Genomic DNA, 12,319 nt, shown 5'->3' on the forward strand with positions numbered 1-12,319 from the left:
CCGGGCCGGGCGGTGCCGGCCAGGGCCGGGCCGGTCACTTGATCGCTCCCATCGACAGGCCGCGCACGAGCTGCTTCTGGGCCACCCAGCCGGCGATGATCACCGGGAGCGCGGCGATGGTCGCGGCTGCGGAGAGCACCGCGAGGAACTGGCCACGCCCGTCGACGAAGCTGCCGAGGAAGGGTGGGGTGGTCCGCGCGGCCGAGGAGGTCAGCAGCGTCGCGAGGAAGTACTCGTTCCAGCTGAAGATGAAGCAGATGAGCGCCGCCGCCGCGACGCCCGGCAGGACGAGAGGCAGCGCGACCCGGAAGATCTCCCGGCCGAGGCCGGCACCGTCGACCCGGGCGGCCTCGATGATCTCGAAGGGCACCTCGAGGAAGAAGGAGCGCATCATCCACACCGTCACCGGCAGGTTCACCGCGCCGTAGACGATCGCCAGCATGTACACGTTGTCGAGGAGGTTCAGCTCCTTGAGGATCATGAACAGCGGCAGCACGACCGCCGCGAGCGGCATGAACCGGGTGGAGATGAAGAACGTCAGGGCGCCCTCGACGTTCTTCACCCGCCGGATCGACAGCGCGTACGCGGCCGGGATCGCCAGCACGACGGCGATGATCGTCGCGGTGACCGAGGCGGTCACGGAGTTGAGCAGGTACCCCTGCATGCCCCGGTCCATCGCCAGCTGGTAGCCCTCGGTCACCGGGGTGAAGAAGACCCGCGGGTTGACCGAGGAGGCGACCGACTCCGGCTTGAAGCCGTTGAGGACCATCCAGAAGACCGGGAAGAAGAAGACGAGGACGAGGACCCAGGTCACGAGGGTGACCAGCGAGCCCCGGAGCGAGCGGTTCATCGGCTGCCTCCTGCCATGAAGACCTTGAAGAGGGTGCGCAGCGCCACCGTGGCGACGATGAGCGTCAGGACGACGGTGACGACCCCGTAGGCCGCGGCCTGCCCGACGTCGAGGCCGATGAAGGCCCGCTCGTAGAGCAGGTAGGCGAGGGTCTTGGTGCCCCCGGTGCCCTTGGTGAGGATGGCGACCGGGTCGAAGACCTGGATGATGATCACCGAGCCGAGCAGCACGCCGATCTCGATGTACATCCGCAGGTGCGGCAGCGTGATCCAGGTGAAGGTGCGCCAGGTGCCGGCCCCGTCGACCTGCGCCGCCTCGAGGATGCCCTTGTCCTGGCCCTGCAGGCCGGCCAGCAGGATGAGCATCATGAACGGGGTGAACTGCCAGGTCAGCACGATGACGACGGTCATCAGCGGGTGCTCGGTCGACCACGAAACGACCGGCAGGTGCAGCGTGCGCGCCAGCCAGTTGAGCATGCCGATGTTCGTGTCGAACATCGAGTACTTCCAGATGAGGGAGGCGGCCGCCGGCATGACGAGGAACGGCGTGATCATCAGCGTGCGCGCGACCGCGCGGCCGACGAACTGCCGGTCGAGCAGGACGGCGAAGAGCATCCCGAAGACGACCGAGAGGACCACGGAGAAGGCCGTGATGAGCACGGTGGCCACGATGGAGGGCCACAGGTCGCCCGAGGACAGCGCCGAGGCGTAGTTGCTCAGGCCGGTGAAGCCGCGGTCGTTGGGGTAGAGGAGGTTCCACCGCACCAGCGAGAAGCCGATGGTGACGAGGAACGGGACCTGCGTGAGCAGGATGAGGAAGAGGACGGCGGGGAAGATCAGGCCGCGCGCGGTGCGCAGCTCCTTGGTGTTGACCCGCTTGTCGTCGGTGGCGGTCCTGGCCTCCACCGTGTCGAGCTCGGTCGCGGACATCTGGGCACTCCCTTGTGCGAGCGGACGACGTGAGGGGCGGCTCCGGGTGCCGGGGACGGCGCGTGGCGGTCCCCGGCACCCGAGGTCGTGACGGGCTGGGTCAGCCCTTGTGTGCGTCGCCCGCCTTCTGGGCGAGGCTCTGGCACTTGCCCAGTGCGTCGTCGACCGAGGTGCGGTTGGCGATGTAGTCCGCGACGAGCTGGGCGCACTGGTTGCCGACGTCCTGGAACTCCGGGATCGAGACGTACTGGATGCCGACCCACGGCTGCGGGTCGACGCCCGGCTGCTTCGGGTTGACCGAGCTCATGACGTCGAGCGTGATCGGGGCGTAGGCGGCCGCGGCCTCCTTGTACTCCGGGATCTCGTACGTCGAGGTGCGCGAGCCCGGGGGCACGTTCGACCAGCCGATCTCGTTACCGACGAGCTCGATGTACTCCTTGCTCGTGGCCCACTTGACGAACTTCAGGGCCGCGTCCTGCTGCTTGGTCGAGGACGGGATGGCGAGGTTCCAGCTCCACAGCCAGCCCGACTCCTGGGTCTCGACGACCGGCATGTGCGCGTAGCCCATCTTGCCCTTGACCGGCGAGTCGTCGGCTTCGAGCATCGACGCGGCGACGGAGGCGTCGGCCCACATCGCGGCCTTGCCCTCCTTGAGCGCGGTGAGGCACTCGTTGAACGAGTACGACACCGGGTCGGCCTCGCCGGAGTCGTCGAGCATCGTCTTGTAGAAGGTGATGGCCTGCTTCCACTGCGGGGTGTCGACGGTGGCGTTCCAGTCGTTGTCGTACCAGTTGCCGCCGAAGGTCTGCACGACGGTCGTCAGCGGGGCGAAGAGGTCACCCCAGCCCGGCTTGCCGCGCATGCAGATGCCGGCCATCTTCTTGGTGTTGACCTGCTTGGCCGCCGCCGCGACCTCCTGCCAGGTGGGGTTCTCCCCGATGGTCACCCCGGCCTTGTCGAGGACCTCCTTGTTGTACATGAGGATGGAGGACTCGCCGTAGAACGGCACGGCGTAGAGCTTGTCGTCGTAGGTGTTGACGTCGCGCACCGGCGGGAGCAGGTCGTCGACGTCGTAGGAGGAGTCGGCCTCGAGGTCGGGGGTGAGGTCGACGAGCCACCCGTTGGCTCCCCACTGCGGGGTCTCGTATGCCCCGATGGTGACGATGTCGTACTGGCCGGCGCCGCTCGCGACGTCCGCCGTGACCGCGGCCCGCAGGTCGCCCTCCTCCATGACCTGGAAGTTGACGGTGGTGCCGGGGTTGGCGTCCTCGTACTCGCTCTTGAGCTTCTCCATGTCCTTCATCTGGCCGTTGTTCACGGTGGCCAGGTTGAGGGTCACGTTCTCACCGTCGCCCCCTCCGGACCCGCTGTCCGACGAGACGTTGCCCGACGAGCACGCCGCCAGCGCGAGGGCCGAAGCCAGCGCACCGGCGCCGAAGGTCAGGGCGCGCTTCGTGCGTCGCATGCCTAACTCCTTTGGTAGGTCTGTCCCCTCCCGGCCCCGGGAGGGACGCTGCTCCCCGGTTCCCCGGGGCGTTCCGAGGCGCATGCCGCCGTGGAACACCGCACATGCTCGCCGCCCCGTCTCGGCGGCGACAAGCACCATCGGGCCCGCCCTTTCGATACTATTTTTCCGATGCTCACCCGTGCGGTCCCCGACTCGGGTGAGCGAGGCGGCGGAGCGGCACCCTGCAGCTCCCCGCACCGACGACGCGGTCGACGAGGAGTGGTGACGATTTCGTATCAGTCCACGGGCACCCCCCGGGCCCGGCTGGCCGGCTTCCCGTCGATGAGCGTCGAGGGCGCGAGCGCCGACGTCCCCCTCGTGCGGCACGCCGCACCTCCCGCACCGCGGCGCGAGGTCATCCCCCCGCACCCGCAGCACGCCATCCGGGCGCTCACCCACGACTTCCCGAGCGAGATCTGCGGCTGGGGCGCCCACCCCGAGTACGAGATCCACCTGATCACCAAGACGCACGGCAGCTTCATCGTCGGCGACCACGTCGGCACGTTCTCCCCCGGTCAGGTGAGCATCATGGGGCCGAACCTGCCCCACGACTGGGTGAGCGACCTCCCCGAGGGGCAGGTCGCCGTCGACCGGGACGCCGTCGTCCAGTTCACCGACGAGTGGATCCGCCAGTGCATGGCGCTGATCCCCGAGCTCGAGGAGCTCGACACCGTCCTGCAGGCGTCCTCGCGCGGCCTCGTCTTCTCCGGGGCCACCGCCTGGCGGGCCGCCGAGGTCATCCTCGAGGTCACCCGCACCCGGGGGGCGGAGCAGATGGCGGCCTTCTTCCGGCTGCTCGGCATCCTCGCCCGCTCACCGGCCGAGGAGCACGAGGTCGTGGCCGGCGAGTGGCTCGGACGCCCCACGGACGCCAACTCGCTCAACGCGGTCGAGGCCGGGCTGTCCTACATCTTCGAGAACCTCACCGGCGACATCCGGCTCTCGACCGCCGCCCACCTGGCGTACATGAGCGAGCCGACCTTCTCCAAGTACTTCAAGTCCGCGACGGGCATGACCTTCAGCAACATGGTCAAGAAGCTGCGGATCGCACACGCGCGCCGGCTGCTCGACACCACCGAGCACGCCATCGCCCAGGTCGCCGCGCTGAGCGGCTACCACAACATGGCCAACTTCAACCGGCAGTTCCTCGCCGAGGTGGGGATCACACCGACGGCCTACCGGCGGCTCGAGTCCTCGCAGAAGCCGCCGCCGGAGGTGTTCAGCCTCGGGCTGCGGGCGCCGGTCGAGCCCTAGCCGAGGACCTCGTCGAGGGTCGCGGCCACGCCCTCCGCCGCGAGTGCGGCGCGCGCCTGCAGGTAGGCCTCCCGGAAGGTCCCGTCCCGGCCGAGGTCGCCGAAGACGGCCTCGATCTCCACGAAGGCGGCCGGGTCCTCGTCGGCCGCGGCCGCACGCAGCTCGTCGGCGTGCACGTCGGGGGGAACCTCGGTGTCCGCCAGCCCACCCCGTGCGATGAGCGCCCAGTACTCGGCCCACGCGGCGACCATGAGCGCGCCGAGCCGCACGGGCCGGCCGGCCTCGAGGTTGGCACGCACCGCGGGCAGCGTGAAGGTCGCCATCCGGTTGGCGCCGTCGGTCGCCAGCCGCACGAGGGTGTCCTTGATGCCGGGGTTGGCGAACCGCTCGATGAGCGTGGCCATGTAGGCGGGCAGGTCGATGCCCGGGAGCTCGCCGAGGGTCGGCGCGGCCTCGTCGGCCATGTACCGCTCGAGGAAGCGGGTGACCCGGGGGTCGCGCATCGTCTCGTCGACGAGCGTGTAGCCGAGGGGGGCACCGAGGTAGGCGATCGCCTGGTGGCTCGCGTTGAGCAGCCGCAGCTTCATCAGCTCGTAGGGCTTGACGTCGTCGACGAACTGCACGTCGACCGTCTCCAGCCGCGGCCGCCCGAGAGGGAAGTGGTCCTCGACGATCCACTGGGTGAACGGCTCGGCGGGCACCGGCCAGCGGTCCTCGATGCCGAAGTCGCGCGCGAGGGTCTCCCGGTCGGCATCGGTCGTCGCCGGCGTGATCCGGTCGACCATGCAGTTGGGGAAGGAGACCTCGGCCTCGATCCAGTCGGCCAGACCGGGGTCGACGAGCCGGGCAAACCCGACGATGGTCTGCCGGGCGATGTCGCCGTTGCCCTGCAGGTTGTCGCAGGACAGGACGGTGAAGGGCGCCTGGCCGGCCTCCCGCCGGCGACGCAGGGCCTCGACGATGAACGCGAAGGCCGTCTGCGGGTGCTCGAGGTCGCCGGCGTCGTGCACCACCGCCGGGTCCGTGGCGTCGAAGGCGCCGGTCGCGGCGTTCTTGAGGTAACCGCCCTCGGTCACCGTGAGGCTGACGATGCGCACGGCCTCGTCGGCCAGCCGGTCGTAGACCGCCTCGGCCTCCTCGGGGGCGAAGAGGTACTCGAGGACGGCGCCGAGGATGTGCGGCTCGAGGGAGCCGTCCGGGTGGCGCACGACGAGCGTGTAGAGGCAGTCCTGGGCACGCATCGCGTCGCGCATCGCCGCGTCCTGCGGGAGCACCCCGACGCCGCAGATGCCCCAGTCGAGGCCGTCGCCGGACCCCATGAGCCGGTCGAGGTACATCGCCTGGTGCGAGCGGTGGAAGTTGCCGAAGCCGAAATGGACGATGCCCACGCTCGCCGCCGAGCGGTCGTAGGTCGGCGAGGGCACGCCGGAGTCGGAGGTCGTCGATGTCGTGAGCGCGGTCACGGAGGATGTCCTTTCACGTGCGGCCCCTCGGCCGCGCACGCTCGCGGCACCGCGGGTCTCCAGGCATGTAACCAAGTTCCTGCTCGTTTGGCGACCCCTGGGCGCACCTGAGCACCTAAAACCACCAGCACGCGAGGACTTCGTACCAGTCCGGGCGGTCACGGCCGCTCAGGAGCAGATGTCCTCGTCGGCCGTGCGGGCCTCGATGGAGGACTGGGCAGCGGGCGCCGTGATCGACGGTGAGGGCACGGGGTCGCTGCCGAGCCGGTTCGGGACCTCGACGACCGCCTTGGAGCCGGGCCCGACGGTCACCCGGATGCTCGACCCGGTGTCCGAGGAGCGCTTCAACCGGGCGCCGGGGAAGGCCGCGGCCACGGTCCGCGCCGCCTCCTTCTGCCCTGGCGGGTACTCGACAAGCACCCCGTCGCGGCGCTCGTCGGTGGTGCCCGTCAGCACCTGCGGGAACCCCTGGACGCGCAGCATCTCGGCGTCCTGGCCGGCGAGCCCGTCGACGCCGGTGCCGTTGACGATGACGACCTCGGGGACGTCGGCAGGGCTCACCGTGAGCGCCTTGGCCGAGGCGGTGGGCGTGGACGTCGTCTTCTTCGTCACCGACTCGTCGTCGAGCAGGGCCTGCCAGAGGGTGTCGGCGGCCTCGGTCCACTCCACCCGGTTCGGGTCCTCGGGGTAGGTGCGCACGGGCACCGTGACGAACGCGACGTTCTCCACCCCGACGTCCTTGACGGAGGTGGCGATGTCCTTCATCGTCCCGACGCTCAGCTGCTTGTCGGTGGTCAGCGCCTTGGTCGCCGCGTCGAGGAAGCCGTAGAGCTTGTCGGGGCGCAGCAGCAGCGAGGTCCGGGTGGCCTCCTGGACGACCGAGGAGAGGAACGCCTGCTGGCGTTCGATCCGCCCGAGGTCGGAGCCGTCGCCCTCGGTGTAGCGGACCCGGACGTACCCGAGGGCCTGGGTCCCGTTGAGCACGTGCGTACCCGCGGCGAGCTTGAGGTGCGCCTTCTCGTCGTCGATGGCGACGGGAGTGCAGACCGGGACGCCGCCGAGAGCGTCGACCATGCCCTTGAACCCGGTGAAGTCGACGACGGCGAAGTGGTTGAGGTAGAGCCCGGTGTCGGCCTCGACGGTGTTGATCAGGCACGCCGGGCCGCCGAGGCTGAAGGCCGCGTTGAACTGCTGGACCGGCCACTCGTCCTTCGGGACGCTGGCGTCGCAGTTCGGGGGCATGCGCACCATCGAGTCGCGCGGGATGGAGACGACGGTGACCTCGCTGCGGTCGGCGGACAGGTGCACGACGAGCGTGGTGTCCGAGCGCGCGCCCACGAGGTCCTCGGCATCCGTGGCGTCCTGCTCGACACGGGTGTCGGAGCCGATGAGCAGGATGTTCAGCGGGCCGGCCGCGGCGGTCGGTCGGTCGGTCGCGAGGTCGCCGCTGACGTCGATCCGGCTGATGTTCCCCTGCAGCCGCCACCAGGCGCTCCCGGCGACGAGGGCCAGGACGACGACGAACACGGTCGCGACGAGGGCGATGCGGCGTCGGCGGACGGTTCGGGCCCGGGACAGGCGCCGCTCGGCCCGCGTACTCCGGGGAGTCTCGGTCACCGGTGGGCTCCTTCACGCCACGCCGCCCGGCGCCGCACCGGGGCTACAGCACGCGGACGACCCGAGTGTACGGACGCTTGCTGTGACCCGCCGTGCGCAACCGTGTCCGGGCGGTGCCGTGGCGCATCATCGGGTTGGATGGAGGCATGGGACGTCGAATCGCCTGGGTGGCCGTCGCCGCGCTCGTGCTGGCCGCGGGGGCCGGCGGTCTGTGGTGGTGGCGCGACCGGGAGAGCGCACGCGACAGCGCCGCCCGGGCGCTGCTCACCCGCTACGCGAAGGCCTGGGGCGCCAAGGACCTCTCCGGGGTCCCGTTCGCCGAGAAGGGCGCGGCCAAGGACTTCGCCGCCGCGACCAAGGGCCTCGGGTCCGCCACGGTCGTCGCCTCGGGCGAGGACCTGAGCCGCTCGGGGACGAGCGCCACCGCGCAGCTGAGCGTCACCTGGACCCTCCCCGGTGACACGACGTGGTCCTACGAGACCCCCGTACGGCTGCTCGAGCAGGACAGCGGCTGGGTGGTCGCCGGGCCCAGGGACGGCTCACCGTGGCACCCGAAGCTCCGGGCCGGGCAGACGATGTCCCTCGAGCGCACGACCCCGGCCCGGGGTGACCTGCTCGACCGGGACGGTGAGCCCCTGATGCCCCAGGGCACCGTCTACCAGGTCCAGCTCGACCCGGTCCAGGCCGACGCCGCCGACGCCGCGGCGCTCGAGGAGGTCACCGGCGTGACCCCGGGGTCGGTCGTCGAGGCGCTCGCCGACCGCAAGAAGTCCGGGTCGCAGGCGCCCATCCCGGTCATCACCTACCGCGAGTCCGACTACGCACCCCGCAAGGCCCGGCTCGAGGCGATCACCGGGGTCATCGCGCCGACGGCCACCCAGCCGCTCGGCCCGACCCGCACCTTCGGGCAGCCGCTGCTCGGCACCGTCGGCGAGGTGACCGCCGAGATCGTCGAGGACAGCGAGGGCCGCTACGTCGCGGGTGACCGCGCCGGCCTGAGCGGGCTGCAGCGCCAGTACGACTCCACCCTCGCCGGCACCCCGGGCGTCACGGTGACCACGAGCGCGGACCGGACCCTCTTCACCGCCGACCCGGTCGACGGGAAGGACGTGGAGACGACCCTGAGCCCCTCGGTCCAGGAGGCCGCCGAACAGGCCCTCGAGGACTCCGGGCTCGATGCGCCCGCAGCCGTCGTCGCGGTCGACGTCCCCTCGGGGCAGGTCCTCGCGGCGGCGAACTCGCCGACGAACGGGTTCGACCGCGCCGTCACCGGCAGGTACCCGCCGGGGTCGACGTTCAAGGTCGCGAGCACCTACGCCTACCTCACCCAGGGGGTGACTACGCCCTCGAGCACCGTGCCGTGCCCACCGAGCGTCACCGTCGACGGGCGCTCGTTCACGAACTACGCGGGCGAGTCGATCGACGGTGAGGTGAGCTTCGCCGAGGACTTCGTCCACTCGTGCAACACCGCGTTCATCTCGCTCTCGCAGCGCCTGGGGACGACCGACCTCACCGACGCCGCCGAGGCGCTCGGGATCGGGGCGGGGTGGGCCGACTCGCTCGGCGTCGCCGGCGCCTTCGACGGCAGCGTCCCCGAGACGACCAAGGGCACCGACCAGGCCGCGGCGGTCATCGGCCAGGGACGCGACGAGGTCTCGCCGCTCGCGCTCGCCGTGATGTCGGGCAGCATCGGCCGGGGCACGTACGTGGCACCGGAGCTCGTCGTCGGCTCCAAGGGGTCGCCGCGGCCGGTCGCCCTCGACGGCACGGCCGTCGGGCAGATCCGCTCGATGATGGCCGACACCGCCACCTCGGGGACGGCGTCGGTGATGCGTGGGACGCCCGGCGGCACCGTCCGTGCCAAGACCGGCACCGCGTCGCACGCCGGCGCGGGGCAGCCGTACGTCTGGCTGACCGGCTACCAGGGCGACGTGGCGTTCGCCGTCCTCGTCGAGGCAGGGGTCACCGGCGGTGAGACCGCGGCCCCGGTGGCCAAGGCCTTCCTCACCGACCTCGCGCAGGGGTGACCGGCCGCGCGTGACGCGCCGGACGCGGACGACCCCCGCCCGGCGGACCGGGGGGGGGTCGTCGCGAGGACTCGGGTGACCCGGGTCAGATGGGGCGGACCTGGTCGGCCTGGGGACCCTTGGGGCCCTGGGTGACCTCGAACTCGACCCGCTGCGCCTCGTCGAGGGTGCGGTAGCCCTGGACGTCGATCGCGGAGTAGTGAACGAACACGTCGGGGCCGCCGCCGTCCTGGGCGATGAACCCGAAGCCCTTCTCGGCGTTGAACCACTTCACGGTGCCCTGTGCCATGTGGGGGGTACTTCCTTTTCCTGTCGAGCACTCGGCCGGCGCACGTCACGCCGACCGTGGATGCGACTCCAGCCCCCTGTGGCGCGAGGGTAATTCGACCTTCGAGGTACTGCTGAACTGCAACCTCCACGGAACCTAGCAGAGGATGCCCCCACGCGGCGGGTCACTTGCCTGCTGTCCACGTCACGGTCATCCGGTCGTCACCGACCGCATGCGCCTCCCCGCGAGCCGAGGACCGACGGGCCACAATCGGGGCATGGCGGTGACATCGCTGTCCGGGAACGGCCGGGCCCGTGCCACGATGCGCGACGTCGCCGCGCTCGCCGGGGTGAGCCTGAAGACCGTCTCCCGGGTCGTCAACGACGAGCCCGGGGTGTCACCGGCGGTCCGGGACCGGGTGCGCTCGGCGGTCCGGCGGCTCGACTACCGCCCCAACCTCGCCGCGAGCACCCTGCGCCGCACCGGTGCGCGCACCGGCCTGGTCGGCGCCCTCGTCGAGGACATCTCCAACCCCTACTCCGCCGGCGTGCTGCGCGGGCTCGAGGACGTGGCCCGGGAGCGAGGGACGGGGGTGCTCGCGGCGAGCCTGGACGGCGGCGCCGACCGCGAGCGGGCGCTCGTCCACGACCTGGTCACCCGCCGGGTGGACGCCCTCGTCGTCATGCCGGCGAGCGAGCGGCAGGACTACCTCGTCGGCGAGCTGCGTACCGGGACCCCGGTGTGCTTCGTCGACCGCCCGCCCCGCGGCGTCGAGTGCGACGCCGTCACCGTCGACAACGTCCTCGGGGCCCGGCTGGCCACCGGCCACCTGCTCGACCGGGGGCACCGCCGCGTGGGGGCGGTGCTGTTCCAGCCGTGGATCAGCACCGCCCGCGACCGGCTCGCCGGGTTCGTCGCGGCGCACACCGAGCGTGGGCTGCACGCCCAGGGGCGGCTGGTCGTCGACGACCTGACGACCGCCGAGCAGGCCACCGAGGCGACCCACCGGCTCCTCGCCCTCGACGACCCGCCGACGGCGATCTTCGCCAGCCGCAACATCCTCGCCGCGGGCGCCGCGCGCGCGCTGCGCGACCTCGGCCTCGGCCACGAGGTCGCGCTCGTCGGGTTCGACGACTTCCCCCTGGCCGACCTGCTCGACCCCCCGCTCACCGTGGTCCGCCAGGACATGGAGCGGATCGGGCGCACGGCGGCTGCCCGGGTCTTCGCCCGGGTCGACGGCGACACCTCACCCCCGCAGCACGTCGTCCTCGAGCCGGTGCTCGTCCCGCGGGGGTCCGGCGAGATCTCCGCGCCCTCCTGACGCCGAGGTCGCGAGCGCCGGCTCGACGCTCGGGGTTCAGGCCTCGGGCCCTGCGGCGGCCCGCGGCCGGGTCGACTCGCGCACGACGAGCCGCGGCTCGAGGACGTCGTGGGTCGGCGTGCGGCCGGGGTCGGCGATCAGCCCGTTGAGCCGGCGCATGGCCACCTCCGCCATGGCCCGCATCGGCTGCTCGACCACCGTGAGCGCCGGGGTCGAGTAGCGGGCGAGGTCGGTGCCGTCGAACGACACGATGCCGAGCTCGTCGGGGACGGCGATGCCGCGGGCGTGCGTGAGCGCCACGACGCCCGCCGCCTGGACGTCGGAGGAGACGAACAGCGCGTCGACGTCCCCGAGGAGGGCCAGCGCGGCGCTCGTCCCACCCTCCCGGCTGAACGGCCCCCGCGACACGAGGCGCTCCTGGGCGACCAGCCCGGCCGCCTCCAGGCCCTCCTTCCAGCCCGCGACCCGGTCGGTGGCTCCCTGGGACTCCCCGGGCCCCGCGATGCACCCGATGCGCCGGTAGCCGCACTCGATGAGGTGCTCGACCGCGCGCCGGGCTCCGGAGCGCTCGTTGGAGATCACCGTGGAGACACCGCTCGCCGCCTGCACCCGGTCCAGGGTGACCACCGGCATGCCGGCCGCCGCCACGAGGCTGAGCTCGTCCGGCGCCTGCGAGGACATCATGAGCAGGCCGTCGACCCGACGGTCGACGAAGGCACGCAGGTACTTCGTCTCCCGGTCCCGCCCGGCCCCCGTCGTCCCGACGAGGAGGACGAGCCCGTCGTCGAAGGCCAGGTGCTCGACCTCGCGCTGCAGGTCTGCGTAGAACGGGTTGTCGTGGTCGGGCACGAGCAGCCCGACCGAGTGGGTGCGCTGCCCCCGCAGGGCCTGCGCGACGGGGTCGGGCCGGTAGTCGAGCTTGGCGATGGCGTCGAGCACGCGCTCGCGCGTCTTCGGGGCCACCGGCCGGGTGCCGTCGTGCAGGACGTAGCTGACGACCGCGGGAGACACCCCGGCCAGCCGCGCCACATCGGCTCGAGTCGCACCCACGGGATACCGGCTTCCTCCTCGGGCGGGACCGCC

Annotated in this window: 10 protein-coding genes; 3 read left to right on the plus strand and 7 right to left on the minus strand. The window is 71.7% G+C overall.

What is annotated here, in order from left to right; all coding sequences use genetic code 11:
* Window positions 1-34: 34 nt before the first annotated feature.
* The 3 genes from G8D98_RS03800 to G8D98_RS03810 all read right to left on the minus strand — a co-directional run bounded on the left by G8D98_RS03800 (window position 35) and on the right by G8D98_RS03810 (window position 3,244).
* The gene (locus G8D98_RS03800; protein WP_166099321.1) at window positions 35-850 is read right to left on the minus strand and encodes a carbohydrate ABC transporter permease; all 816 of its coding nucleotides are present in this window, start codon (window positions 848-850) and stop codon (window positions 35-37) included.
* On the minus strand, window positions 847-1,779 hold the full coding sequence (locus tag G8D98_RS03805; protein ID WP_166099324.1) for a carbohydrate ABC transporter permease: 933 nt from the start codon (window positions 1,777-1,779) through the stop codon (window positions 847-849). The genes G8D98_RS03800 and G8D98_RS03805 overlap by 4 nt, the downstream gene beginning before the upstream one ends.
* A 100-nt stretch (window positions 1,780-1,879) precedes the next feature.
* Window positions 1,880-3,244 carry an ABC transporter substrate-binding protein gene (locus G8D98_RS03810; RefSeq protein ID WP_166099327.1) on the minus strand — a complete coding sequence of 455 codons (1,365 nt, stop codon included), beginning with the start codon at window positions 3,242-3,244 and terminating at the stop codon, window positions 1,880-1,882.
* Window positions 3,245-3,508: 264 nt separating this feature from the next.
* Here G8D98_RS03810 and G8D98_RS03815 point away from each other — a divergent pair, with 264 nt between their 5' ends.
* Window positions 3,509-4,540, plus strand: coding sequence for a helix-turn-helix domain-containing protein (locus tag G8D98_RS03815; RefSeq protein WP_229661867.1), 1,032 nt, complete (start codon window positions 3,509-3,511; stop codon window positions 4,538-4,540).
* Here the strand turns inward: G8D98_RS03815 and G8D98_RS03820 are convergent.
* Both G8D98_RS03820 and G8D98_RS03825 read right to left on the minus strand, forming a co-directional pair.
* Window positions 4,537-6,003, minus strand: a complete 1,467-nt coding sequence (locus tag G8D98_RS03820; protein ID WP_166099329.1) for a mannitol dehydrogenase family protein — start codon at window positions 6,001-6,003, stop codon at window positions 4,537-4,539. The two genes, G8D98_RS03815 and G8D98_RS03820, sit on opposite strands and share 4 nt — an antisense overlap.
* 168 nt (window positions 6,004-6,171) lie before the next feature.
* Complete coding sequence (locus G8D98_RS03825; protein ID WP_229661866.1) at window positions 6,172-7,620, minus strand: LCP family protein; 1,449 nt, start codon at window positions 7,618-7,620, stop codon at window positions 6,172-6,174.
* Between the two features lie 146 nt (window positions 7,621-7,766).
* Here G8D98_RS03825 and G8D98_RS03830 point away from each other — a divergent pair, with 146 nt between their 5' ends.
* On the plus strand, window positions 7,767-9,647 hold the full coding sequence (locus G8D98_RS03830) for a penicillin-binding transpeptidase domain-containing protein (protein ID WP_166099332.1): 1,881 nt from the start codon (window positions 7,767-7,769) through the stop codon (window positions 9,645-9,647).
* A gap of 85 nt (window positions 9,648-9,732) precedes the next feature.
* On the opposite strand, the gene G8D98_RS03835 is transcribed toward G8D98_RS03830, so the two are convergent.
* Window positions 9,733-9,936, minus strand: coding sequence for a cold-shock protein (locus G8D98_RS03835; protein ID WP_166099335.1), 204 nt, complete (start codon window positions 9,934-9,936; stop codon window positions 9,733-9,735).
* Window positions 9,937-10,192: 256 nt separating this feature from the next.
* Between G8D98_RS03835 and G8D98_RS03840 the strand changes: the two genes are divergently transcribed.
* Window positions 10,193-11,236, plus strand: coding sequence for a LacI family DNA-binding transcriptional regulator (locus tag G8D98_RS03840; protein WP_166099338.1), 1,044 nt, complete (start codon window positions 10,193-10,195; stop codon window positions 11,234-11,236).
* Between the two features lie 36 nt (window positions 11,237-11,272).
* Here G8D98_RS03840 and G8D98_RS03845 read toward each other — a convergent pair whose 3' ends face one another.
* A complete protein-coding gene (locus G8D98_RS03845) occupies window positions 11,273-12,286 on the minus strand; it encodes a LacI family DNA-binding transcriptional regulator (protein WP_166099343.1) in 1,014 nt (337 codons plus the stop codon).
* Window positions 12,287-12,319 lie beyond the last annotated feature (33 nt).

The sequence above is a fragment of the Phycicoccus endophyticus genome, from assembly GCF_011326735.1.
Lineage (GTDB): Bacteria > Actinomycetota > Actinomycetes > Actinomycetales > Dermatophilaceae > Phycicoccus > Phycicoccus endophyticus.